Annotated in this window: 25 protein-coding genes, 1 pseudogene and 1 riboswitch; of the genes and pseudogenes, 22 read left to right on the top strand and 4 right to left on the bottom strand. The window is 59.0% G+C overall.

Features of this window, described 5'->3' with window-relative positions; all coding sequences use genetic code 11:
• Positions 1-256: 256 nt before the first annotated feature.
• Positions 257-1,402 carry a beta-ketoacyl synthase N-terminal-like domain-containing protein gene (locus tag Q5Y75_RS08865; protein ID WP_306196389.1) on the top strand — a complete coding sequence of 382 codons (1,146 nt, stop codon included), beginning with the start codon at positions 257-259 and terminating at the stop codon, positions 1,400-1,402.
• 16 nt (positions 1,403-1,418) lie between these two features.
• Here the strand turns inward: Q5Y75_RS08865 and Q5Y75_RS08860 are convergent, their stop codons facing one another.
• Positions 1,419-2,861, bottom strand: coding sequence for an MFS transporter (locus tag Q5Y75_RS08860; RefSeq protein WP_306196387.1), 1,443 nt, complete (start codon positions 2,859-2,861; stop codon positions 1,419-1,421).
• 273 nt (positions 2,862-3,134) lie between these two features.
• Between Q5Y75_RS08860 and Q5Y75_RS08855 the strand changes: the two genes are divergently transcribed.
• The 3 genes from Q5Y75_RS08855 to Q5Y75_RS08850 all read left to right on the top strand — a co-directional run bounded on the left by Q5Y75_RS08855 (position 3,135) and on the right by Q5Y75_RS08850 (position 4,623).
• Positions 3,135-4,250, top strand: coding sequence for a mannitol dehydrogenase family protein (locus tag Q5Y75_RS08855; RefSeq protein WP_306196385.1), 1,116 nt, complete (start codon positions 3,135-3,137; stop codon positions 4,248-4,250).
• A 71-nt stretch (positions 4,251-4,321) separates the two neighbouring features.
• Complete coding sequence (locus Q5Y75_RS28475; protein ID WP_371933242.1) at positions 4,322-4,459, top strand: aldo/keto reductase; 138 nt, start codon at positions 4,322-4,324, stop codon at positions 4,457-4,459.
• On the top strand, positions 4,432-4,623 hold the full coding sequence (locus tag Q5Y75_RS08850; protein ID WP_306196383.1) for a hypothetical protein: 192 nt from the start codon (positions 4,432-4,434) through the stop codon (positions 4,621-4,623). Before Q5Y75_RS28475 ends, Q5Y75_RS08850 begins: the two co-directional genes overlap by 28 nt.
• Here Q5Y75_RS08850 and Q5Y75_RS08845 read toward each other — a convergent pair.
• Positions 4,620-5,462 (bottom strand): GntR family transcriptional regulator, encoded by an 843-nt coding sequence (locus Q5Y75_RS08845; RefSeq protein WP_306196381.1) that lies wholly within the window; start codon positions 5,460-5,462, stop codon positions 4,620-4,622. The genes Q5Y75_RS08850 and Q5Y75_RS08845 overlap by 4 nt on opposite strands.
• A 209-nt stretch (positions 5,463-5,671) precedes the next feature.
• Between Q5Y75_RS08845 and Q5Y75_RS08840 the strand changes: the two genes are divergently transcribed.
• The 10 genes from Q5Y75_RS08840 (at position 5,672) to Q5Y75_RS08795 (ending at position 14,842) form a co-directional block, all read left to right on the top strand.
• Positions 5,672-6,691 carry an ABC transporter permease gene (locus Q5Y75_RS08840; protein ID WP_306196378.1) on the top strand — a complete coding sequence of 340 codons (1,020 nt, stop codon included), beginning with the start codon at positions 5,672-5,674 and terminating at the stop codon, positions 6,689-6,691.
• A 23-nt stretch (positions 6,692-6,714) separates the two neighbouring features.
• Positions 6,715-7,653, top strand: coding sequence for an ABC transporter substrate-binding protein (locus Q5Y75_RS08835; protein WP_306196376.1), 939 nt, complete (start codon positions 6,715-6,717; stop codon positions 7,651-7,653).
• A gap of 62 nt (positions 7,654-7,715) precedes the next feature.
• Positions 7,716-8,501, top strand: coding sequence for an ATP-binding cassette domain-containing protein (locus Q5Y75_RS08830; protein WP_306196375.1), 786 nt, complete (start codon positions 7,716-7,718; stop codon positions 8,499-8,501).
• On the top strand, positions 8,498-9,508 hold the full coding sequence (locus Q5Y75_RS08825; RefSeq protein ID WP_306196373.1) for a zinc-binding alcohol dehydrogenase family protein: 1,011 nt from the start codon (positions 8,498-8,500) through the stop codon (positions 9,506-9,508). The genes Q5Y75_RS08830 and Q5Y75_RS08825 overlap by 4 nt, the downstream gene beginning before the upstream one ends.
• Before the next feature lie 492 nt (positions 9,509-10,000).
• A riboswitch (guanidine-I (ykkC/yxkD leader) is annotated at positions 10,001-10,111 on the top strand.
• 95 nt (positions 10,112-10,206) lie between these two features.
• Positions 10,207-11,274: a putative urea ABC transporter substrate-binding protein gene (locus Q5Y75_RS08820; protein ID WP_306196371.1), complete on the top strand. Its 1,068-nt coding sequence runs from the start codon at positions 10,207-10,209 to the stop codon at positions 11,272-11,274.
• Positions 11,275-11,339: 65 nt separating this feature from the next.
• A complete protein-coding gene (locus Q5Y75_RS08815; protein WP_306196369.1) occupies positions 11,340-12,152 on the top strand; it encodes an ABC transporter permease in 813 nt (270 codons plus the stop codon).
• Complete coding sequence (locus Q5Y75_RS08810; RefSeq protein WP_306196367.1) at positions 12,149-12,916, top strand: ABC transporter ATP-binding protein; 768 nt, start codon at positions 12,149-12,151, stop codon at positions 12,914-12,916. The genes Q5Y75_RS08815 and Q5Y75_RS08810 overlap by 4 nt, the downstream gene beginning before the upstream one ends.
• A 135-nt stretch (positions 12,917-13,051) precedes the next feature.
• Complete coding sequence (locus tag Q5Y75_RS08805; protein ID WP_306196365.1) at positions 13,052-14,266, top strand: agmatinase family protein; 1,215 nt, start codon at positions 13,052-13,054, stop codon at positions 14,264-14,266.
• Positions 14,256-14,696, top strand: a complete 441-nt coding sequence (locus Q5Y75_RS08800; RefSeq protein WP_306196363.1) for a hypothetical protein — start codon at positions 14,256-14,258, stop codon at positions 14,694-14,696. The genes Q5Y75_RS08805 and Q5Y75_RS08800 overlap by 11 nt, the downstream gene beginning before the upstream one ends.
• Positions 14,693-14,842, top strand: a complete 150-nt coding sequence (locus Q5Y75_RS08795) for a hypothetical protein (RefSeq protein ID WP_306196361.1) — start codon at positions 14,693-14,695, stop codon at positions 14,840-14,842. The genes Q5Y75_RS08800 and Q5Y75_RS08795 overlap by 4 nt, the downstream gene beginning before the upstream one ends.
• Before the next feature lie 135 nt (positions 14,843-14,977).
• Here Q5Y75_RS08795 and Q5Y75_RS08790 read toward each other — a convergent pair whose 3' ends face one another.
• The gene (locus Q5Y75_RS08790) at positions 14,978-15,994 is read right to left on the bottom strand and encodes a LacI family DNA-binding transcriptional regulator (protein ID WP_306196360.1); all 1,017 of its coding nucleotides are present in this window, start codon (positions 15,992-15,994) and stop codon (positions 14,978-14,980) included.
• A gap of 107 nt (positions 15,995-16,101) precedes the next feature.
• Between Q5Y75_RS08790 and Q5Y75_RS08785 the strand changes: the two genes are divergently transcribed.
• The 4 genes from Q5Y75_RS08785 (at position 16,102) to Q5Y75_RS08770 (ending at position 22,081) form a co-directional block, all read left to right on the top strand.
• Positions 16,102-18,429: a DUF1989 domain-containing protein gene (locus tag Q5Y75_RS08785; protein ID WP_306196359.1), complete on the top strand. Its 2,328-nt coding sequence runs from the start codon at positions 16,102-16,104 to the stop codon at positions 18,427-18,429.
• A gap of 34 nt (positions 18,430-18,463) precedes the next feature.
• Positions 18,464-19,435 carry an ABC transporter substrate-binding protein gene (locus Q5Y75_RS08780; RefSeq protein ID WP_306196357.1) on the top strand — a complete coding sequence of 324 codons (972 nt, stop codon included), beginning with the start codon at positions 18,464-18,466 and terminating at the stop codon, positions 19,433-19,435.
• A gap of 68 nt (positions 19,436-19,503) precedes the next feature.
• The gene (locus tag Q5Y75_RS08775) at positions 19,504-20,553 is read left to right on the top strand and encodes a quaternary amine ABC transporter ATP-binding protein (RefSeq protein ID WP_306196356.1); all 1,050 of its coding nucleotides are present in this window, start codon (positions 19,504-19,506) and stop codon (positions 20,551-20,553) included.
• Between the two features lie 10 nt (positions 20,554-20,563).
• On the top strand, positions 20,564-22,081 hold the full coding sequence (locus Q5Y75_RS08770) for an ABC transporter permease (RefSeq protein WP_306196354.1): 1,518 nt from the start codon (positions 20,564-20,566) through the stop codon (positions 22,079-22,081).
• A gap of 182 nt (positions 22,082-22,263) precedes the next feature.
• On the opposite strand, the gene Q5Y75_RS08765 is transcribed toward Q5Y75_RS08770, so the two are convergent.
• Positions 22,264-22,605 (bottom strand): hypothetical protein, encoded by a 342-nt coding sequence (locus Q5Y75_RS08765; RefSeq protein WP_306196353.1) that lies wholly within the window; start codon positions 22,603-22,605, stop codon positions 22,264-22,266.
• Between Q5Y75_RS08765 and Q5Y75_RS08760 the strand changes: the two genes are divergently transcribed.
• From Q5Y75_RS08760 to Q5Y75_RS08745, 4 genes and pseudogenes are all read left to right on the top strand, one after another.
• Positions 22,604-23,176 (top strand): carboxymuconolactone decarboxylase family protein, encoded by a 573-nt coding sequence (locus tag Q5Y75_RS08760; RefSeq protein ID WP_306196350.1) that lies wholly within the window; start codon positions 22,604-22,606, stop codon positions 23,174-23,176. The two genes, Q5Y75_RS08765 and Q5Y75_RS08760, sit on opposite strands and share 2 nt — an antisense overlap.
• 11 nt (positions 23,177-23,187) lie before the next feature.
• Positions 23,188-23,397, top strand: a pseudogene (locus tag Q5Y75_RS28470) (hypothetical protein); the annotation flags it as partial.
• A gap of 281 nt (positions 23,398-23,678) precedes the next feature.
• Entirely contained in the window at positions 23,679-23,837 is a 159-nt protein-coding gene (locus tag Q5Y75_RS08750) for a hypothetical protein (protein WP_306196348.1), read from the top strand.
• A gap of 68 nt (positions 23,838-23,905) precedes the next feature.
• The gene (locus Q5Y75_RS08745) at positions 23,906-24,421 is read left to right on the top strand and encodes an ABC transporter substrate-binding protein (RefSeq protein ID WP_306196346.1); all 516 of its coding nucleotides are present in this window, start codon (positions 23,906-23,908) and stop codon (positions 24,419-24,421) included.
• Positions 24,422-24,424 lie beyond the last annotated feature (3 nt).

The following is a 24,424-nucleotide window of genomic DNA, read 5'->3' as shown; positions in this document are numbered from 1 at the left end:
CCATACGCAACAACCCGCCTTCGTTTCGAAGTGGAAGCTGATCAAATTGCATAGCGGGATTCCTTAAGTAAGTTCTTAGTGAACACAAGAAGATAGGCAGTTTGCCAGGCTAGGTTGACGATTTTCTGAACTGGTGATTTCTTTTCGCTCATCATGGATTTCAAGCAGTTCCCATTTATAGACAGAGAGCTGGATCAGGTCCATATGCGAGTGGCAACCTTCAAAACACTGACACAAGCGAAGACGGGTAAATCGAATGATGCAGAAAGCAAATATTGTTGGGATTGGTGCGGTGTCGGGTTACGGGATTGGCATCACCTCGCTCGTCTCAGGGTTGAAATCCGGTGTGTCGGCGGTTCAGCCACAACCGGGCGACGGGACGTTTATTCACAATGAAAAACACTTCGCGCGCGCGCCGATTGAAGAGCCGGAAGATCACAAATTGACGCGCTTTTCGGTCGGGTTCGAAGCCGCATTTGATGAAGCCATCGCTGATGCGCGCAAACGTGGTTGGACGCCGGGTGCACGCGTCGCAATCGTCCAGGGTAGCGCGCGCGGTGATGTGCAAGGCACGATGACGCTGATGGAAGACCCCAAAGAGCACATCCGCCGAACGTATATTTCCTGCCTTGCCTCGACGCCAATGGCGGTTGCCGCAAAAAACCATGGGTTTCATGGGCCGGTTTTTACCGTCAACGGCACCTGTGCTACGGGTCTGTTCGCCCTCGCAACGGCCCAGCGGCTTCTGATCTGCGATGACGCGACAGATGTGATTGTGTGCGGCACCGATATCGGCTCTTCGGATGCAATTTTTGATGGTTTGGAGCAACTGGGCGTGTTGGTGTCAGACCGCCCAGCTCTTGATGCATCCAAACCCATGAACCCAGACTCGCAAGGGTTTGTTATGGGGGAGGGTTGCGGCGTTCTGGTGTTGTCCAAGGCCCATGCGGACAGTCGCTATATGACCGTGGGGAGCTCGGTTATGGCCAATGACGGGTATCACCCGATCTCAATCGACCCGGAGCACCTTCAGATTGCCCATGCAATCGAAGATGCGCTGCGCCGCGCGGATATTTCGGCGGAAGAGATTCAGACCTATGTCGCGCATGGCACAGGCACCCAACAATGCAACGCATCAGACTTGCATGCCTTCGCGAAGGTTCCAAATGCCGGGCGGGTTCTGGCGCCAAAGCCGTATCTGGGGCATACCCGCGCTGCGGCCTCGGTCCTCGAAACCATCATTCTCGCCTGCCATGCGGAGGGGCGATTGGATGCAGCCGATCTGGAGGCCATCGCGCCGGATATCGCAACTGCGCGCACTGCATCGGCTCAGTTTCTGCCTGCCCTGCACATGTCGCTCGGGGCAGGGGGGAATGTTGCCACCGCGGTCTATGAGCCGTAGTTCCGATCCGATGATCCTATTGTTTCGGCTTGGTGCTGCCTGCCGAACTCGGGCGCATCCGCGTTTGTTGAGCATAAAACAGCCAGATGAGGACTGTGGTCGCACCGCCAAACCAAACCAACAAGTCCAGTTGCTCAAGTGTCGCGGCCTTTTGTGAACTTCCATATTGCGTAGCTGAGACCAAAACTATCAGCATCGCAACCGTGATCCGCCTAATCGTTTGAACCAACCCCACAACGCTCTCCTGGGCGAGATCAAGTGGTAGGGTAATCGCGAAGGTATAGCTCGTGCTCATCGACAGACCGACCCCCAGACCACAAAGCGCCAATCCCACCAGCCCTAGATCGAGGCGGGCTGCCCCCAAACTCTGTGCGAAAAGAAAAAAACCAATTGTGTAGAGTGGCGCACCGATAGCAAAGGGCAGCAGGTGAGACACTCGATCATAAAGCGCCCCAGCCGGCCGGGCGACCAGAAGCCGGGTGGCGACCAAAACCAACATGTAGAAACCTGCCTGGGATGGCGAGACATCAAGAAAAATCTGCATCGCGTGAGCTGCGAAAATCAGCACTGCAGGCAAGAAGCTGGCGATCAGAGCGAACAGGCCGGCCCGAACAACGAAGGTCGGTTTGGTCAGAAGTGACAGCGGCAGCACAGGTTTTGTCAGGCACTGGTCGCGCCAAAGCCCGCAAGCGAGGATGATCAGGGTTGCTCCCAAGAAAAGCAGGGTGTGTCCTGGCGCGCGCTGTGTTGATCCGAGCTGGGCAAGCCACCCAAGCGATGCGATCAAGCCACCCAGGCCCAAGGCCAGCCAGGCGCCCATCCCAAAAAGCCGCCAAATCATTCTGAGGTCGGTACTAAATGACGTCGCTGTTCGACTCTGCGATCTGCGTATCGTCAAAAGCGTAAGTGGGCCGGTCAACGCCGTGAATAAAAAGACCATACGCCAAGAAAGGAATTGTGCCAGAAAACCGCCGATCAAAGGGGCAGCGGCAAAAAGCGTTACTCCACTCCCTGTGAAGAGCGATACGATGCGCCCCCGTTGATCATCGGGCACGTCCTCCAGCACCATCACAATGGCAGAGGGCGTGATGAGGGCACCGCCGATTCCTTGCAGCGCGCGGCAGGCGATGAGCCAAGGTTCAGCCGGTACCCAGCCAACCGGCAGGGCCGCGCCCGCTACAGACCCCAACACAAATATACAAACCCCGAGCCCCAGCACCCTTTGCGCGCTCGTGTCCTCCACCATCCGAGCGGCAACACCAACAAACGCACCATAAGCAATGATGAATGTATTCAGCATCCAGATCGCTGCCGAATGGCTGAGTTCCAACTCTCGCTCGATCGTGGTAAGCGCCGTGGCGAAAGCGGCTGTATCGCTATAGACAAGACCCTGCGCCAGGCCCAACGCGATCACAAAGAGGCGGCCTTTTGGGTGTTGCGCGCCGATTTGACTATTCAACCATGCTCTCCATCATCCTGAGCGCAGACGCCAGCAAAGCGCTGGACGCCGTTTCAGGTTAGTTGACCCCGAACAAAAAAGGCACTCTGAAATAGGTCAGTCGAATTCGCCGCAAAGGATAATCGTCTCAAGCCATCAAGCGTAGTTGCCGCGCGTGACCGGCCAAAAATGTCGATAGAGGTTGACGGGCGGACCCGATGAAGCTCTTGTATTGTAGTTTAATATTATTAAAAACAATTTATACAAAGTTACTCTAGCCAAGGTGCGGTCGCAGTGAAATCCCAGACCCCGAACATGCAATTCGGCACGAGCCGTTTTTTGCAGGCCCATGCCGATTTGTTCATATCCGAAGCGCGGGCCGAGGGGCAGGCAGTGGGGCCAATCTGTGTCGTGCAGTCATCCGGGGATGCCAGCCGTGCGAAGCGTGTCCAGGCGCTAGCCACTCCGTTCAAGGTCAAGATCGAAGGGCTGGAAAACGGCATGCCGCTCAAAAAGGACGTAGAGGTTAGCAGCATCACAAAAGGTTTGTCCACGGCGGAGAACTGGGCAGAGATATCGCGCATCTTCGTTCATGAGGCGCAGATTGTTCTGTCCAATACAGGCGATGCCGGATTTGCGCCACAGCCCGCAGATGAGGGGGATGTTTTTAATCAGGCGATGTCTTTCCCGGCCAAATTGACACTGCTGTTGCGCGCCCGTTTTGAGGCGGGCGGAGCACCGATTCAAATCATGCCGATGGAGCTGGTATCGCGCAATGGTGAGGTCCTGAAGGCCCGGGTGATGGAACTGGCCCAGACTGCTTCGCCCGTTTTCATCAGATATCTTGAGGACGACGTCCTGTGGGTCAATTCGCTGGTCGACCGGATCGTGTCACAACCACTTGAACCGGTTGGTGCCGTCGCAGAACCCTACGCGCTTTGGGCGATCGAGGTTCAGGACAGATTGATTATGCCTTGCGTCCATCCCGCTGTGCAGGGCGTCGCATCGCTGGCTGATATCGAAGCGCTGAAATTGTTTGTGCTGAATCTCGGCCATACCGTTTTGGCGGATCGCTGGCTGGCTGCGAAGGGTGCGATGTCGGTTACGGTGCGGGAACTTATGGATACCCCTGCAGAGCGTGAACATTTGCAGGCTGTCTACATGGCCGAAGTTCGCCCCGGTTTTGACGCAGCAGGGCTGGCGGAGGACTTTGCGGCATATGTCGCCACGACGCTTGAACGGTTCGCTAATCCGTTTCTCGACCATGCCATCGTCGATATCTCTCAAAACCATCGCATGAAGGTCGGCCGGCGCATCGCGGCGTTTCTGAAATTCGCTCGGGACCATGGGGACCACTCCCCCAAGCCCATACTTGGAGACATTTGTGCCCGCTGGCAGGAAACCACCTGATGGCATTTGCAACCTGACAGGTCGGGACGACCGATCTTCGGGTTACGTCGGTTTCGCTTGGCGGGTCCAGCATCGGCAATATTGGGCGCGAAATCAGCGATGACGACGCGTTTGCGGTCTTGAATCATGCATGGTCGCAGGGCATCCGCTATATCGATACGTCCCCCCACTATGGGCGCGGATGGTCGAAGGCCCGGATCGGCGCCTGACCCTGATGGACCGCAACGCCGAAGCCGCCGTCCAATTCGCCATGCGCCATCCAGCAGTATGTTCAGTCCTGATCGGTACGGGCAAGGTCAGCTCGCTCCAGCGCAATCTTGACGCGGCCTCGCTTGATCTTTCAGAGGATGCCCTGGCCTTCGTTTCGACCTAGGTCAGATGATCGTGCGCCTTGAGCGATCTGACCAGTGTCTGGGCTGACGTTCCCAAATGTCGCTTCGCAGCCTTCTCGGCGCGCGTCACATCCCTGCTGCGCAGCGCTTCGATATAGTCCAGATGTTCATGGATCGCCGCCTCGTTGCGGGTGCGTTCATCCTCTTTGTTCCATTGAAAATGATAGTGGAAAATCAAAGAGATGATCTTTTGGAATTCCCGCACGAACCGGTTGTCCACCACGCTGTTCACGGTGAAATGAAATGTCTCGTCCAGCTTTGAGAAATCGTGATAGTCGGACTCAATCCGTGACAACAGCCGCATATGATCCTGTTCCAGCGCGGCCAGCTTGCCCCATACCGCGTGATCGGCGGGTAGATTTGCCAGATGGCGGACGGCGTTCAGTTCAAGAACGCTGCGGAACTCTGACAGTTCAAGCGCAAAACTTTCGGTGAAACCTTCCAACAGCCAACCCCCGCGCGGGCGCCGTTTGACGATACCGTATCGGCTGAGCGATGACAGGAACTCCTGCAATGTGTGGGTTGCAACATGAAAATCCTTGGCGATCTGGGCGACGTTCAAGACTGTGCCCGGCGGCACATCCATACGCAGCACCCAGTCAAAGAACCGGTTCTCCAACTCATCTATGCTCAGAAGGGTCGATGGCTCTTCCATATAGTCGGATGTCTTGACAGCCCTCTGAATGGTTTTCTCACGCCCATTGAGGTGGATGATCCCTGATTGCGACAGGCGATCCAGCACCCCGCGCACCACCGTTCGGCTGACCTGGAGGTCCCGTGCAATCGCGTTCTCGGATGGAAGGGAATGACCAACTTCCATATCTTTACAGGTTCTCAGCATTCTGTTGAAGGATTGAACAAATCTGACATTTGTGCGGGCCAAAGCGCGTCCTTCCTCACTTAATGCCTCCCGGTTTATCGGGTTTTTACGGCATGTCTAGATTAATTAAAAACACTTGACCGCGGCAATGCGACTGCGATTGTATTAAATAATAAAAGACTAATCTGGAGTCCGTGGGAGGAACATAGGTGGCAGGCAACGCGCCAGAAAAGAGGCGTCAGCGACGCTTTCTGCCTGAGGGGTCGTCGCTGCATAAGCTGTCGGCGATTGTCACGCTCGTGGTGCTTATCATTGCCTTCTCCTTTACCTCTCCCGCATTCCTAAGCGTGAACAACGGCCTGACGATTTTGCTGCAGACTTCCGTGATCGGATTGCTGGCGATCGGCATGACCATGGTCATTATCACTGGTGGCATTGATCTGAGCGTGGGCTCGATCCTGGCGCTTGCAGGGGTGATTGCTGGCCTGACGATCAAAATGGGCCTTCCGGTTTTGCCCGCCATGGGGCTTGGCGTTCTGACTGGGGCGGCCTGCGGTTTCGTTAATGGCATGGTGATCGCAAAGATGCGCATCACACCTTTTGTAGCGACCCTTGGCATGATGCTGATTGCTCGCGGGATCGCCTTGCAACTGACAGGTGCGGCCCCGATAAGCCGACTAGGAGATGCCTTTGGTGTGTTGGGCAATGGTGCATTGTTCCGTGTTGTCGAGATGCAAGCCAACGGATTTCCGAAAGTCATCTTCCCCGGCATCCCTTACCCGGCAATCCTTCTATTGGTGATGGCGGTGCTGGGTTGGTACCTGCTGCAAAAGCGTCAGATCGGGCGGCACATCTTTTCCGTCGGCTCCAACGAAGAGGCCGCGCGCCTTTCGGGCGTAAATGTCGACCGGACCAAGATCTGGGCTTACACCGCTTCCGGCGCACTGGCTGGACTCGCGGGCATGGTGCTGATGTCGCGCCTTGTCACCGTCCAGCCAAACGAAGGCGTGATGTATGAGCTTGACGCCATCGCTGCCTCGGTCATTGGCGGCGCATCCCTGATGGGCGGCGTGGGCAGTATTTCCGGCAGCATGATTGGTGCGTTCATCATCGGCGTGCTGCGCAATGGGCTGAACATGGCCGGAACCTCGGCCTTCATTCAGATGATCATCATCGGGATCGTGGTGATCGCAGCGGTCTATATCGACCAAATTCGCAATAAGAACTGACGTCTTCAATCTGGGAGGAAACCATGAAGAAACTACTTGCAACCGCACTTACCGCGAGCGTTCTGGCCGCGACCGGATCTGTCGCTGCGGCCGGAGAGATCGCCGTCATCGTGAAGACGACAAACTCCAATTTCTGGCAGAACGTCAACAAAGGCGCGGCTGCAGCAATCGCGGAACACCCCGAACACACGATGACGTTCAACGGTCCGGCGTCCGAGTCCGCCGTGAACGATCAAGTGGCCCTCGTCGAGAATGCCATCAACCGCGGTGTCGCCGGTATCGTCCTGGCGCCGTCCGATCCCGAGGCACTGGCCCCGGTCGTCAAGCGCGCATTTGAGGCTGGCATCCCCGTCGCCATTATTGACAGCGGTCTCGCCGAAGGAAACGAGCAGTACTACCAGGCGTTCCTGTCCACGGACAACTGCGCTGCCGGTGAACTGGCCGCAAAGATGATGATCGACAACGCTGGCACCTCCGGCAACGTCGCTGTTATGTCTTATGTCGCGGGCGTCGGCTCTGAAATCGGTCGCGTGGGTTGCTTTGTCGACTATATCGGCGCGAATTCCGATCTGGAGATCGTCGGCCCTCTCTACTCTCAGTCGCAGATGGCCACCGCGTTGAACCAGACCACTGACGTTCTGGCTGCTAACGAACTCGTCGGCATCTTTGGTGCCAATGAGCCCACAGCGATCGGCATGGGCCGCGCGTTGGAACAGGCCGGTAAGGCAGGTGAGATCACCGCGATTGGCTTTGACGGCAATGCCGACCTGCAGGACATGGTAAAAAGCGGCACGCTGCTGGCAACCGCCGTGCAAGGCTCGTTCCAGATGGGTGAGCTGGGCGTCGATGCCGTCGCCGCAGTCATCGCCGGTGACAGCGTCGAAGGCTTCATCGACACCGGTGTTGTCATGGTGACAAAGGACAATATCGACTCCAACGAGGCGCGGAACGTTCTCTACTGATATCTTCTCGGGGCTGGCGCATGTTATGCGCTGGCCCAGCCTTTTCCGCCAGAGGGAACCCGATGCTCGACTCCGTACAGACCAGCCAGCCATTGGTCCAGATGGACAAAATCGTCAAAACCTTTGGCGGCATCCATGCTGTCGAAGGTGTATCAGCCGACCTTTATCCGGGCGAGGTTGTCGGCGTCCTGGGCCACAACGGCGCCGGTAAATCCTGTCTCATGCGCATCCTGTCCGGAGCCATGCGCGCCAACTCAGGCGAAATCCGCGTCAATGGGCAGCCTGTTGACATGAAGTCCCCGCAAGATGCCCGCGAATTCGGCATCGAAACGATTTATCAGACGCTGGCGCTCGCCAACCATTTGGACGCACCGGCCAACCTTTTTATGGGGCGGGAACTCAAGACCCGCTTCGGCAATCTCGATGAACGGCGCATGCTGTCCGAGGCAACCGTCGCCCTGCGCCAGTTGAACCCGAATTTCAAAAACCTGCGTGATCCGGTGGCCCGCCTGTCTGGCGGCCAACGTCAGGTTATCGCGATTGCGCGCGCGATTTATTTTCAGGCCAAGATCCTGATCATGGATGAACCCACCGCCGCCCTTGGCCCATCCGAGACCGCCATGGTTGCGGATCTGATCATGCGACTGAAGAATGATGGTATCGGCATCTTTCTGATCAGCCATGACATGCATGATGTGTTTGAACTGTGCGACCGTGTCATGGTCATGAACAAGGGCCGCAATGTCGGTGCATTCCGCATCGAGGAAGTGAACAAGGACGACATCCTCAGTCTCATCGTTAAAGGCACCTTGCCCGATGGCTGGAAACCTCGTGGGGGAACGTCATGAATGCGCCCATGCAGCCGCACGGTGTTGTTGTAGAACCGGGGACCTTCATCATCGAAGACCGCGTGCGCCAAACCGAAGCTCCTGACGGCTGGGCGCTGATCGATATTTGCTCGGTGGGGCTGTGCGGCACCGATTACCACATATTCGAGGGTAAACACCCGTTCCTCGAATACCCGCGCGTGATTGGGCATGAACTGAGCGGCCGTGTGGCCACCGATGCGCACGGGTATGCGACTGGTGATCTGGTGGTCATCAACCCCTATCTCTCCTGCGGCACCTGCCATTCCTGCAAGCGAGGCAAGCCGAATTGCTGCGCCAATATAGAAGTGCTCGGCGTGCATCGTGATGGCGGGATGACACCACAAATTGCCGTACCCGTTGGCAATCTGATCCGGGCCGAGGGGCTGAGCCCCGAACAGGCCGCAATGGTCGAATTTCTGGCAATCGGCGCGCATGCTGTAGAGCGCCCCGGCGTCGGTCCGGGGGATCGTGCTCTGGTCACTGGGGTCGGTCCCATTGGGATCGGCACGGCATTATTTGCCCGCCTCAAAGGGGCAGACGTGTCTTTGCTGGACCTGAGTGAAGCGCGCCTGAAATCCGCGCAAGACCTGTTCGGGTTCGCGCAGTGCCATGCCTCGGTGGAGGCTGCGATGTCCGGTGGGGATGGATATGACGTTGTATTTGATGCAACCGGCCATCGCGGCGCCATCGAGGCGGGCTTTGCCGCTGTGGCTTTTGGCGGCACTTACGTGCTGGTCAGTGTCGTCAAGGAAACCGTAACCTTCAGCGACCCGGAGTTTCACAAGCGCGAAATGACGCTGATGGGCAGCCGTAACGCCCTGCAGGCGGATTTCGACCGGGTCATGTCCGCCATTCGCGCGGGCGACATCGACACGGATGCGCTGTGTTCGCTCAAGATATCGCTGAGCGACCTGCCAAGCCAAATGAAGACTCTGGCTGCTGATCGTGGAGGGCTGATCAAGGTCATCGTGACTTTGGGGGAGTGATCGTGGTCGCCGGAATGCAGCTTTAGCATGCCAACGACAACATCGCGATTGCCTTGCAGGGGCTCTCACGATCTTGACGCTGTGCGGTTCATTGCCGCCACGCATCTCGGCAGCTTCGCAGCAAGCTCAAGGACGTAAGCTCGGCTAAGTTTCTTCCGCAAGAATAGCGTGACCCGTGTGATCCGCCCCATACGTCCAGAAAACGTACTCGCCAAATCCAGGTCGATCTTTTGCAAACCGAAACCGTCATAGCGAGGCCAGCGGGGGCGTCCCTGCTTTCAATGCCCAAGAGAATCGACTTCCCAAGTTGAGGCGCCAAACTCCCGCTGACGCCTTGGGCAAACAAAACTTGCACCGAACCAGAGCTTCCCTCAGCAAGGAAATAGTGCATCTCCGAAAGAACTGACGAATTTTTAGTCAATTTGATGCTTCTGGCCCGCCCGATACCTCCCGCAATCTTGCCCGCCGCGCGCACCATGGCGTGTGATTTCCCCGCAGGGTGCTTAGGGTTCCGTTGTCTTTCCTCGACAAGTCTGGTCCGAGAAGCGCCACCTGGACGGCAAATTCCGACCAGGCACACGGCGGGGCAAAATCCCGGGAGGTTACTGCGCTGGTTTCAACCGCGCCCGATCTCATTGTTCCGCCAGCGGACCTGAAACCGACCATGACTTCGGCGGGACGTGACAACGGGGAATGACATGAACCTGAATAAGATAATGTCGGCGACTGCCCTTTCGCTGGGTGTTTTGACCGCCGCCGCCGCGCCGCTCGCCGCGCAAGAGAAAACCGAATTTAAACTGGCCTGGTCGATCTATGTGGGATGGATGCCCTGGGGCTATCTGGAAGACAGCGGCATCATGGACAAATGGGCCGACAAATACGGCATCGATGTCGAGATCGTTCAGTTTAATGACTATGTCGAATCCATCAACCAATACACTGCCGGTGCCTTTGACGGGGTCTCCGCGACCAATATGGACACGCTTTCCATCCCTTCGGGCGGCGGCGTTGACACCACGGCTCTGATTATCGGCGATTACTCCAACGGCAACGACGCGGTGATCATGAAAGGCGCCAGCAGCCTTGAGGACTTGAAGGGCAAGCCGGTCAATCTGGTGGAACTGTCGGTCTCGCACTATCTGCTGGCGCGCGGGTTGGACACGGTCGGGCTGGAAGAATCCGATCTGGGATCGGTCATCAACACCTCGGACGCCGACATGATCGCGGCCTTTGCGACACCAGATGTCGAGGCCGTCGTGACATGGAACCCGCTGGTGTCCGAGATTTTGGGCTCGAACGGCGAAGCGGTGAACCTGTTCGACAGTTCCAAGATCCCCGGCGAAATTCTCGACCTGATGGTGGTCAACACCGAAACGCTGGCCGACAATCCGGCCTTTGGCAAAGCCGTGACCGGCGCATGGTACGAGGTCATGGCCCTGATGGCGTCCGGTGACGAAGAAGTGCTGACCGCAATGGCCGAAGCCTCGGGCACCGACCTCGAAGGCTATAAGGCGCAGCTGGCCGCGACCGAGATGTTCTTTGACCCGGCCAAGGCGGTAGAACAGGCCAGCGCCGGCGATCTGCCCAAAAGCATGACCAATGTCGCAGAGTTCCTGTTCGACAAGGGCATTCTGGGCGAAGGGGCCCCCAGCGCGGATTTCGTTGGCGTCGCCTACCCGGACGGAACGGTCACGGGGGACAAAAACAACGTCAAGTTCCGCTTTGACACGACCTATATGCAGATGGCTGCCGACGGTGCGCTCTGATCTCGTGTGCGGGATGCGAGACCGCACCCCGCCATAACGTTCCCCGCACCGAGGATTTTGTCGATATGCGACTGATCAACCATATTCCGGGCCGTCCGGGCGCGGTTATTCTTGCCGCCTTGCCCTTTGTCGCGCTTGTTGTGGCCTATACCGTGGCGTCCGATCTGAGGCTGGAGGCCAATCCACAGGACAAGCTGCTGCCCGCGCCCGGCACCATTCTGGAAACCGCGCAACGGCTGTTCACGGAGCCCGACAAACGGTCCAAGGAAATCCTGTTGTGGAACGACACCCTTGCCAGTCTGGCTCGCCTTTTGGGCGGAGTGGGCATATCGGCGCTGCTATCGCTGGTGCTGGGCCTTGCCATCGGCCTAATGCCTTATGCGCGGTCGGCGCTGTCGAGTTTTATCGCGGTGCTGTCCATGGTGCCGCCGCTGGCCCTGCTGCCGATCCTATTCATCATGTTCGGGTTAGGCGAGGTGTCGAAGGTCGTGCTGATCGTCATCGGGATCACGCCGTTCATGACCCGTGATCTGGCGCAGCGGGTCATGGAAATCCCGAAAGAGCAGATCGTGAAGGCGCAGACGCTGGGGGCCTCAAGCTCGGTGATCGCGCTGCGCGTGGCGCTGCCACAAATCCTGCCTCGCTTGATTTCCAATGTCCGCCTGTCGCTGGGGTCCGCCTGGCTCTTTCTGATCGCGGCCGAGGCGGTGGCCTCGAATGTCGGGCTGGGCTATCGCATCTTTCTGGTGCGCCGCTATCTGGCGATGGATGTGATCCTGACCTATGTCATCTGGATCACGCTGCTGGCCTTTATCATCGACTGGCTGCTCAAGACCCTGTCCCGCCGCTCCTTTCCATGGATGGAGGCCGGGCTATGAGCTTCGTCAGTGTCAGAAATGTATGGCAACGCTACGGGGATCGCTCGATCCTGGAGCGGGTCAATGTCTCGGTGGACGAGGGTGAGTTCATCTCGATCGTCGGGGCCTCGGGATGCGGGAAATCGACCTTTCTGCGGATGCTGCTGGCCGAAGAACGCCCCTTTAAGGGCGAGATCAGCATCGATGGCGGCGAAACGGCGGTTGAGCCCAACCGCGAACGGGGCGTGGTCTTTCAGCGCTATTCCGTGTTCCCCCATCTGACGGTGCGCAACAATCTGATCGCCGGGGAAAGCTTTGCAAATCCCCTTGGCCGTCTGCGGGGTGTCGCGCGCAAAGAAGCGGCGGACCGGGCGGACAGAATGCTGGAACGCATCGGCCTGAACCATGTGGCCGATCAGTACCCCGCCGCCTTGTCCGGCGGGATGCAGCAGCGTCTGGCTATCGGGCAAGCCATGACCGCCAAACCGCGCATTCTGTTGCTGGATGAACCTTTTGGCGCTCTGGACCCCGGAACGCGGGTGCAAATGCATGACTTCCTGATGGAGTTGCGGGTCGAGACCAACATGACCGTTTTCATGGTCACCCATGACCTGCAGGAGGGATTTAAACTGGGCGACCGGGTCCTGGTTTTCGACAAACCCCGATGGGACCCGCAGGACCCAGGCCTGTTCGGGGCCACGATCACCTATGACTTTGACGCCAGCAATGATGGCGTTCCGTTTCAGGACATTCTGGATCAATACCCGTCCCTTGCGGCGGGATGACCCTCCGCAGTATGCGCCGCCGGGCTCCGCATACTGCGTTCACCAAAGCTCGGAAGCGTCCCGCCAGATGTGGGACAAAGATTTGGGAGACAAACTGTGTTTTCGGATCAATTGCGTAAAAGGTCACATCACCCGATGGACTTGCGCGAAACAATGGAACGGCGCGAAAAGCGCCAGCACCACCCCGACCTAACCAAACTGGCGGGCTGGAAGGCCATGCAGAAAGAGGCGGACCTGCCCGAAGGCCGCTGGGACGAGGAACGCCGCTGGGCGCTGCGCATGGGCCTGACCGGTGCCGACAGTATTGATGACAAGTCCATCCCGACCTTCGCGCGCGGAGAACTGCCGCATTTCGCGGGGATCAACACCTTCCTCAAGGCGCCTTATGCCGAGGATGTTCTGGAAGTGGCCGATTATGATGCCACCGTTTTGGGCATTCCCTTCGATGGCGGCACCACCTACCGCCCCGGCACGCGGTTCGGCCCGCAGGGCGTGCGCAAAATCTCGGCACTCTACACGCCGTACAACTATGAGATCGGGGTCGATCTTCGGGAACAGATGACACTTTGCGATGCGGGGGACGTCTTTACGATCCCGGCCAATATCGAAAAGAGCTTTGATCAGATCAGCCGCGCGGTCAGACACGTGTTCAGCTCGGGCTCGCTGCCGATCATGATCGGCGGTGACCATTCGATCGGTTTCCCTTGCGTGCGCGGAATAGCCGAGTGTACCTCGAAGAAAATCGGTATCGTACATTTCGACCGTCACGCCGACATTCAGGAAAAGGACCTGGACGAGCGGATGCACACGACACCGTGGTTCCATTCGACGAACCTGCCGAATGTTCCGGCCAAGAACCTCGTGCAGATCGGCATCGGGGGCTGGCAGGTCCCCCGTGAGGCGGTGAAAGTGGCGCGCGAGCGCGAGACCAACATTATCACAATGGGCGACATGGAGAAGATGGGCGTCGACAAAACCATCGAAATGGCTTTGGAGATGGCCTGGGATGGCGTCGACATGGTCTATATGTCCTTCGACATTGACTCGATTGACTGCGGGTTCGTGCCGGGCACCGGCTGGCCCGAACCGGGCGGGTTCCTGCCGCGCGAAGCGCTGGCGCTGGCTTCGGGCATCGCCGCCGAGGGTATCTGCGGCATGGAGCTGGTCGAGGTCTCCCCGCCCTATGACACCTCGGACATCACCGCCCTGATGGGCACCCGCGTCATCGTGGATGTGCTGGGCGCGCTGGTGTCGAACGGCAAGATGGGCGCCCACAAGAAGTTCATCGACAAGCCGGTTTCCATCCCGCATGGCGAATTCGAAGGGCGGAGGTGGTCCAATGCCACATGATCACCACCCGCATGACCACGCTCATCACGGCCACGGTCACAACCACGCCCATGGCGACCATCTGCACAGCCATATGCACCACGAAGACGAGGCAGCGGATCTGCAGGTTCTGGCAACCCAGTTCATCGACGGGTTCCTGCAAGCCTCGGACAAGACCAGCTATCTGAAACTGGCCGGCGTCCCGTTCGAGCGCCCATCCAAGGATGGCGACAAGGCGTTGAAGCTAATCGATGTCGAATTAAAAACCGACTGGCAGGTTGGCACGGCCTCACCGTCTTTTGGCTCGCGAGAACTCAGCTACCTGCCGTTTCCGGGCCAGATGGTCCAGGAACGCACCAATATGTCGCTGGTCTATGTTTCGATGGATGAAAAATCCGTTCTGGATATCCGCGACTTTCTTCACCAACGCAAACAGGAGATAGAGATATGAAAACCCCTCTTTCCACCCTGGTAGCTATTGCTGCCGCAACCCCGGTCTTCGCCCACGCTGATGGCTCCTTGCATTCGCACGGGGCGGAACTGTTCCTAGCGATTGCCGCTATCGGAGTGATCGGTGCGTTGATGTATCGGTCATGAGGTTGGCAGCCAGACTGTGGCGCGTCGGCCTTCAACCGCGTCACCAGTTTCGGCTTTGGCATTGAAAACGGCTTTGTTGCAAAGATAGTTCCTTCCCGTGTACTTCGCCGGAGCCCAACAGCTCATGCCGGGTGGCTATCGCGCCACCCGTTTTGCGGTCGAGTCCCGCTTCACCAGCGAGGCCGGAAGCCGTTCGGACCCCGGCACCTCTTGATGTGCCACCCATCGCGCCAGCGCCTCCGCCGCGCGTTCGCCCATTCGGGTGACCGGCAGATGTACCGTGGTCAGCGCGGGCACCGCAACCGCCGAGCTTGGCAGATCGTCGATTCCCATCAGCGATACGTCGTCGGGTACCGCAATCCCTCGTCCCTGAAGGCCAAAGAGCACACCCAGCGCCACCACGTCCGACAGGCACAGGATCGCGTCCGGGCGGGGACTGTCCGCATATATATCTTCTACCACGGCGGACCCGCCGCGCAGGCTGATCTCGGTCTCAAAACAGCTCAGCTCCAGCCCAAGGTCCAGCGCGCGCAGCCCACTCAGCCGCGCCTGCGTGCGGTCATTGCTGCGGGCGTTGCCATGGATAACGGTGATCCGGCGATGGCCAAGCTCGGCCAGATGGGTCAGCGCAATCTGCGCCGCGGCGGCGTTGTCATAGCCGATTGTGGGCATCTGGTTGCCAGCATCGTAGTAAGAGGTGCTGATGGTGGGCAGCATGGTCCGCTCAATCAGCGCATAAAACTCCGCGCTGTGGGACACGCCCGTCACGATCAGCCCCTCGGCCCCGATATCGATCAGCCCTTTTGCCTTGGTGGCCTCGACCCCGGGAGCGGTCTCGGTCGTTGCCACTACCAGCGACAGTTGATGCGCGCCCAGCGTCTTTTCCAGCGCGGCAAGAAAGCGCGCAAAGATAGCATTGTCCAGGGTCGGTACCAGCGCGCCAACAAAGCGCGTGCGCCCCGAATTGATCGCCCGCGCCGCAGCACTTGGAACAAAGCGCAATGTACGGATTGCCGCTTCGACCCGTTCCCGCGTCTTCGGGCTGACCGCATCCGGGGCATTCAGCACCCTTGAGACGGTGGCAACCGACACTTCGGCCGCTTTCGCCACATCGCGCAGATTCGCGCGTTTCTTATCCTGAGTGCCTGCCATGCGGCGTGCGGTCTTCCACTATTTTGCACAATCAAGAAAACCTTGACACATGTAACTAGTTACATCAACCTGTGTAACTAGTTACAAACCAGCAAATACCCGATTCCATGACACGCCCAATTGTCCTGCACGAATTCACAAACGTCGGGTTCCAAGGGCCGGGACGTCGCTTTCCAGGCTTCCCGCCGCAGGCGGCTGGCAGGACGCAGATGCTGGCCGCGCGCGAAGCAGCCTTGATCGAGCTTGCCAGCGGCGACCTGATTTCGATCGAGGGTGTATCGGCGCAGACCCCTTTGAAACTTGCGGCTTTCACTAAAGACGGCTCCTGTGCCCTTGCGGCTCTGGGTCTTGTCGCAAATGAAAAGCTTGCTACCGACGCGTTTGACAGCGCGCGGTTCATCGGCTGGCTGGCGGCCCATGGCGGTTACCGGGATGGACCGGTTCGCTGTTGTGACCTGACGGATGACACCTCTCCCCTCATCCTCAAGGCCAGCCAGCCGATACGTCTTTGGCTGATCCGGCCCGCCGCTGCCACCACGCTGATCGAAGGCGGCAGCGGCGGCAGTATCTCTGTGACCCACCGGCCTGCGTCTAGCTGTGCTGCCCTTCTGCCTGACCCGCTGGGCGATGTTCGCGACGAATTCACGGTGCCGCGTGGCACCGGTTTTGCGTATCAGGTCAAGGCGGGTGAGATCCTTCAGATCATCGATGTCGAGGGGCAGCAATGTTCTGATTTCATGGCGTTCCGCGCCGACGGGCTCGACCTGGGTGAAGAGTGGATGATCGATTCCACCGCGACACGCTCTATGGTGCGCCGCGCCTTTCCGGGCCCCGGGTTGCTGGACAAGTTCTATGACCGCGAGATGCGGCCCATCCTGAATGTGGTTCAGGACACTTGCGGTCGGCATGACACGTTCGGGCTGGCCTGCACCGCGCGCGGTTATGAAGAGCGCGGCTTTCCCGGTCATGTGAACTGCTCGGACAACATGTCCGTGGCGCTCGCGCCCTACGGTGTGGCGCGGCGTTCGGCCTGGCCTGCGATCAACTTCTTCTGGAACACCTGGATCGATCCGACAACCCAGCACCTGATGACGGCGGAATCCCATTCCCGCCCCGGCGACTATGTGGCCATGCGTGCGCTCGAAGATCTGGTCTGCGTCTCGACGGCCTGCCCCGATGACATTGATCCGATCAATGGCTGGAACCCTACGGATGTGCATGTGCGCATCTACCGGCCCGATACCCCTGTTCGCCGCGCAGTTGCTTATCGCGAAAAGGAAGACGCTCCCATGTCGATCAGTCAGGAATCCGCGTTCCACGAGCGTCTCGCGCCGCTGACCCAGCATTTCGCACCCGCGCGCGATCTCTGGGCACCGGTCAGCTATCCGTCGCACGGGACGCTGGGCGAGTACTGGGCCTGTCGCGAGGCGGTAACCTTACAGGATATGAGCGGGTTGCGGAAATATGACATCGTCGGGCCGGATGCCGAAAAGCTGCTGCAATTGGCGACCACGCGCAACGTGGCAAAACTGCCGGTCTGGCGCGGGTCCTATACGCTGATCTGCGATGAAAGTGGCACTGTCATCGATGACGGCACTCTGTTCCGTCTTGCCCCCGACCTGTTTCGCTGGTGCTGCGGCAGCGAGGAAAGCGGACGGGTGCTGAACGCGCTGGCCGAAACGCTTGGGCTGCAGGTGCGCGTCCATGCCATGCGCGGCGCGTTGCCGAATCTCGCGCTGCAAGGGCCAAAGTCGCGCGAGGTACTGCGCAAGCTTGCCTTTACCCAGCCTCATGTGCCCGCTCTCGATCACCTGAAGTGGTTCGGCGTCACGGTGGCGCGACTGAACGACCGCGAGGGCGCGCCCTTCATGTTGTCGCGGTCCGGATATACGGGCGAGCTGGGATACGAGATCTTCTGCGCCAAGGCGGATGCGCTCACGATCTGGGACGCGCTGATGGAGGCGGGTGCCGAGTTCGGGATCACCCCCATGGGGTCCGCCGCGCTCGACATCATCCGGATCGAGGCCGGGCTTGCCGCCGCCAATGCCGAGTTCGCCCCGGATGTGGATGCCTTCGAGGCCGGGCTGGGCTTTGCGGTCGATCTGAAAAAGGACGAGTTCATTGGCAAACCCGCCCTGGAACGCAACGCACGCGACCCGCGCCGGGTTCTGAAAGGCCTGAAACTGGCCTGCGATGATGTACCCGCCCATGGCGCGCCGGTCTATGCGGGCGAGCGGCAGATCGGCATCGTCACCTCGGCCACCCGCTCACCCATGCTGGAATGCGCCATCGCTATGGTGCGGCTGTCGGTCGAACATGCAGAAGCAGGCAAGGAACTGGAGATCGGCCAGCTTGACGGGCGGATGAAGCGCCTGTCAGGAACGGTCACCGACATCCCCTTTATAGACCCGCAACGCAAGCGGGCCCGCGCCTGAGCGCGCAGATAGAAACCCTAACAGGAGAGAGTATATGAGACATTTCAAGACATTGACCGCAACGCTTGCACTGGCCATTGGCGCTACTGGCGCTCTGGCGCAGGACAAGGTGATGGTGGGCGAGCCCAGCTGGCCCGGCGCGAAGATCATGAGCCGGGTGATCGGCCAGGTGATCGAGACGCGTCTGGGTGGCGAAGTGGGCTATGCGCCTGGTGCCAACGCGGTGATCTTCGCCGCCATGGATGGCGGTCGTGGTGACATCGACGTGCACCCGGATGTCTGGCTGCCGAACCAGTCCTCGTTCACCGATGAATATGTCGATCAGAAAGGCACGGTGGCTCTGTCCGAAGGCAGCTATGAGGGCCGCGCTGGCATCTGCGTGCCCAATTACATGGTCGAGGATCACAACATCAAATCGATCTACGATCTGGCCACCCCCGCAGCGCAGGAGCTGTTCGACTCCGATGGCGACGGCATGGGCGAGGTCTGGGTCGGCGCCTCTGGCTGGGCCTCAACCAACACCTTCAAAGTGCGAGTGCGCGACTATGGCATCGAGACCTTCCTGACCCCGACCACCGAGGATGAAACCGTGTTTTACTCGCGGCTCAAGGATCTGGTGGATCAGGGCAAGGGTGCCGCTTTCTATTGCTATGCGCCGCATTACGTGCACGCGCTTTATGACGTAACCATTCTGGAAGAGCCCGAGCATGACGCGGCCACCTACAAGATGGTGCAACCCGATCAGGACGCCGACTGGTACAACAAGTCCAATGTCAGCACCGGCGAGCCGGTCAAGACAGTGACGGTGGCGCATTCCAAATCGCTGGAACAGCGCAACCCGGCGGCGGCCTCTTTCTTGGCCAATATCGACATGGATGCGGGCCAGCTTAGCGGGCTGACCTACGAGGTCGTAGTCAAGGGCCGCGAGATTGACGAGGTTGTGGCCGAGTGGATCGCCGCCAATGGCGACATCGTGGATGGCTGGCTGGGCCTGAACACTAACTGAGCCGACACTGACCCCGGCGCAGGTGCGCCGGGGTCCAACACAACCAAACCAACAGCAGCGGGGCCAGTATGACAGCGGATATCGCAATCGACGCGCGTGGCGTCTGGAAAGTGTTCGGCGACCGGGCACAGGAAGCGTTAAAGGCCATTCACGCCGAGGGTCTCAGCAAGGCCGAGGTGCTCGACCGGTATAATTGCGTCGTCGGCGTGGCCGATGCCAGCTTCGAGATCGAGCGGGGTGAGTTGTTCTGTGTCATGGGCCTGTCGGGCTCGGGCAAGTCCACCCTCGTACGCCATGTGAACCGCCTGCTTGAGCCGACGGATGGGCATATCTATTTGGATGGCGATGATGTGATGGGGTTGAACGCCGAAGGGCTGCGCGATCTGCGCAACCGTCGCGTCGCGATGGTGTTCCAGAACTTTGGTCTGATGCCGCACCGCACCGTGCGCGACAACGTGGCCATGCCGCTGGAAATCCGCGGCACCGGTAAGGCACGGCGCTGGGAAGAGGCCGATCGGGTGCTGGAACTGGTTGAACTGAATGGCTGGGAAGACAAATACGCCCATGAACTCTCGGGCGGCATGCAGCAGCGCGTCGGCTTGGCCCGCGCCATCGCCTCGAACCCCGAGGTTCTGCTGATGGACGAGCCGTTTTCTGCGCTTGACCCACTGATCCGCAAGCAGTTGCAGGACCAGTTCATGGAGCTCAGCCACAAGCTCAACAAGACCACCATGTTCATCACCCATGATCTGGACGAGGCGATCCGTATCGGCCACCGCATTGCGATCATGAAGGATGGCCGCATCGTTCAGATCGGCACGCCCGAAGAGATCATCCTGAACCCCGCCGACGACTACGTGTCTGATTTCGTGGCCGGGATTTCCAAGCTCAACATGATCTTCGCCCATTCGGTGATGAAACCGGTAGACGAGTTCGAGGCCCATCACGGCGAGGTGCCCGAGGACGCGAAAGAGGCGCATCCGGAGATGGACCTGTCGGACCTGATGAACCTCTGCGTCGATGGCCACGGCGTCGTCGCCGTGACGCAGGAGGGCAAGACCGTGGGCGTGATCAACCGCGCGGGGCTGATCCGCGCCATTCAGGACAGCCAGGCATAAGGAGGCGGACATGCAACATGTTGACGAACAACAGATCAAACCGGAAACCGCCGACCGCCTGAACGGGCTGATCGGGGAATTTGTGGGCACTGGCAAGGAGTACTACCAGCAGACCTTTTCCTATATGATGCAGGCACCTGGTTATCGCTTCACGCTGAACAAAGCTGCGGCACTGCTGGGTCCGATCTGGTTCGGGGCACGCGGTTTGTGGTCCTGGTTTCTGGGCTTCCTGCTTTTGGAGACGCTGGCCTATATTCAGATCGGTTTGGGCATCTTTGGCGATCTGGGGCGTGACTTCCGAGAACGCGCTGCGCAGATCGAGCAGACGCTGGAACTGCGACGCCAGCAGATTGCGGCGGCGGAGCAATCGGGAGCAGCCTCGCTTGACTCGCTGAAGCGCGCTGCGGAATCTTTGGAAGGCGCTCTGGCGGGCGCTCAGGAAGCCGCGCGTGGTGCCGACTCAACCGGGTTCACCTATTTGTTCGTCGGCGTCGTGTTGTTGCTTGCGGTGAAGTTCCTGGCGGCCTCGCTTGCCAACTGGACGCTTGAGGGCCAATTTGCGCGCTGGCGGTCCGATCACTCGGTTGCGCATGGCTGGTCCCAGCCACGGCTGATCATCTCATCGGTTTTGACAGCGGCGGTTGTGGTTTTGACCACGATCAAATTCGCGCAGCCCGACGCCGTTGCTGTTCTCAAAACCTTTCCCACCAATCGTGACTGGCGATTGAATGTTGGCGATGGGGTGCAGGCGGTATTCGAATGGACCAAGACCGCCGGGCGCGGGTTCTTTGATGGGCTGACCTATGGCATGCGCACATTGCTCGACTGGATCGAGGTCTTGCTTGTTGATACGCCCTGGCCGGTGGTGGCGCTGGTGATCATCATGCTGGCCTATCTGTCGGCGGGTGCCCGCGTGGCGATCTTTACCGGCGCGGCGCTGGCCTATCTGGGTCTTCTGGATTTCTGGGAAAAGGCGATGACCACCATCGCTCTGCTAGGAGCAGCGGCGCTGATCTCGATCACGCTGGGTATTCCGCTGGGCATCTATTGCGCCCGCCGCCCGCGCGCCTTTGCCATCGTGCGGCCCATTCTGGATTTCATGCAGTCGATGCCCTCCTTCGTCTACCTGATCCCGGTTGTGGCCTTCATCGGTTCGGGCAAGCCCGCAGGCGTGGTGGCCACGATGATCTTCGGCAGCCCGCCAGTGATCCGCTTCACGGTTCTGGGCCTGCAGCAGGTGCCCGAGACCGTGCGCGAGGCGGCGCTGGCCTTTGGCGCCACCCCCCGCTACCTGCTCTGGCGCGTGGACTTGCCGCTGGCGCATAAGACGATCATGGCGGGCGTGAACCAGACCATCCTGATGTCGCTCGCGATGGTGGTCGTCGCCTCGCTGATCGGCGCCAAGGGGCTGGGCGAGGATGTGCTTGAGGCGCTGCAATACGCCGCCGCTGGTCAGGGCATCCTCGCGGGTCTGGCAATCCTCTTCTGTGCGCTGATCCTGGACCGGATCGTGGCGGGCAAGAAGTAAGCCTTCCGACGCTCAAGCCGAAGCGAAAGGCCCGGATCAGCGGATTCGGGCCTTTGCCTTTCCTTCGCGACTCACAACAAGTTTAATCCGCCAGTGCATATTCGTTTGAGCGTAGTTGTAGATTTGGGCTGGGTGGCGGCGGGTTAAGAACATCGTTTGCGATGCAGCCGCCCGCTGGCAGGTTACGGTCGAAAAGACTCCAGATGGTCGATAATCTCTTGCGCGAGCCATGATAGCCTGGGCTCGTCGGGGTCTCGCTGAGCTTCGACACACAGGGCATTGATTTGAGATTGAAGCCACATCGCCAGCTTGTTGCTATCGATTTCGGCGTCCAACTCGCCAGCTTGCACCGCTTGGCGCAGGAGGTACGCAAATTCTTGTCGGATCGCGTCCAAATAGAAACGCGCCTTGCCGAAAACGGTTTTGTTGTCCGACGACGGCATAAGGACCGTCTCGAGCAATCGCTCAGATTCTACATATGCATGGCGCAGCTTCTGCGCAAACCGAGACAAGGAGGCGATCATGACTGAATTCAAATATTATGATGAAGCAAACCCACCTGAGGCGAGCAAGCCGCCTCTTTCAGGTTCCATGGAAAGACTGGGGTTTGTTTCGAACCTGCATGCTGTGATGGCCGACTCGCCGGAACTGCTTGAGGTATATCAGGTTGTCGGCGAACTGTTTCAGCAAAGCAGCTTCGACAAGGATGAACTCACCGTCATCTGGCAAACGATCAACGTGGAACACAACTGCACATATTGCGTTCCAGGCCATGCCGCTGTCGCAAAGATGATCAAAGTCGACGATGAAATTACCAACGCGTTGCGCGACGAGACCTCTTTGCCGACCGAGCGACTGGAAGCTCTGCGCAGCTTTACGCTGAAAATGCTTCGTGGGCACGGTAACGTCGCGAACGCAGACGTCGAAACGTTTCTTGCAGCCGGATTCGCCAAGCAACAGATTTTCGAAGTCATTCTCGGCAGGGCTCACAAAATGATGTCAAACTACACAAATCACATCGCAAATACGCCGATCGATCCGATGGCCGTCCCACTCGCATGGACCAAGGCGAGCGATGCGGAGCTTGCCGCCTAAGCTAGTTTTCGATTTGCCAGAGCCGACCCGCGCGTCGTTCAGGCGATGGCACGGGCGGACCGGTTCCGGGCCGATCAAGAACACCAGCTTCCCGGTTCCACGAAATCGTCGGCACAGGGAGCGAAGTACGCGACTATGTCTATGATCTGCTGGAAAAGGTCGGGCTGAAAGCCAATCGGGCCAACCGTTATCCGCATGAGTTTTCAGGCGGGCAGCGCCAACATATCTGCATCGCCCGGGCGCTGGCCTGCAAACCCAACCTTGTCATCGCTGATGAGGTCGTTTCGACGCTGGATGTGTCGGTGCAGGCTCAGGTTGTCAATCTGCTTCTGCAATTGCACCTGATCAGGGCCTGGCCTATCTGTTTATCACTCATGACATGGCCGTGGTTGAGCGTGTCAGCCATCGCGTGGCGGTCATATATCTGGGCCAAATCGTCGAGATCGGCACCCGTAAGCAGATTTCTTGAAAATCCCAGGCACTCCTACAAGCGGCGGTGCCCGTGCTTGATCCCGGCAACCAGCCCAACCGCAAGCCGCTCGAGGGCGAGATTCCAAGCGCCACAAGCGCCTTCGGTAATGAACTTCCGATCCTGATATTGGAAGAAGTTGCCAAGGGCCATCTCGTGGCCCGTGGAACCGAAGGATTCGAGGGGCTGTAACTGGCCCAACAGGAATCCGACATCCCGCAGATGTTACCGCGAAAAAATCACATAACAGGAAAGATTGAATGACCTCTTATCTTGCCAAGTTTCTGAGAAGAATCCGCAGGAACAGCATTCCGCTTGTTGCAGCACTTGCCATCCCGCCGGTTGTCGCGCCCGGCAACGCCGACGCACAGACCGTTCTGACCGTCACCCAATCGCGCGATCCGCAGAACCTTGACCCGATCGACACCTTCCGCGTGGCCTGTAGCTCGGTCGCGAGCAGCATTTTCGACGGCCTAGTGCTGCGCAATGAAGATCTCGAGCTTGCACCGGGCTTGGCCCCAAGCCGGGAGTTTCTGGACGATGACACCCGCATCCGCTTCCATCTACGCGAATGCGTCGTGTTCCAAAATGGCGAGCCCTTCAACGCCGAGGCCGTGCGTTGCAAATTCCAGCGACTCCTGCGAGAGGTCGGAACCGCCGGTCCGCAGCGGGCCAACTATACCTCTATCGAGGCGATCGAAGTGGTCGATGACTACACAGTTGATTTCGTGATGAACCAGCCCGATTCGGTGTTGATTACAAAACTGTCCGGCTAAGGC

This window comes from Ruegeria discodermiae (genome assembly GCF_030758345.1).
Lineage (GTDB): Bacteria > Pseudomonadota > Alphaproteobacteria > Rhodobacterales > Rhodobacteraceae > Ruegeria_C.
Note: the sequence above shows the minus strand (reverse complement) of the source record. Positions and strands in the feature narration are given on the sequence as shown.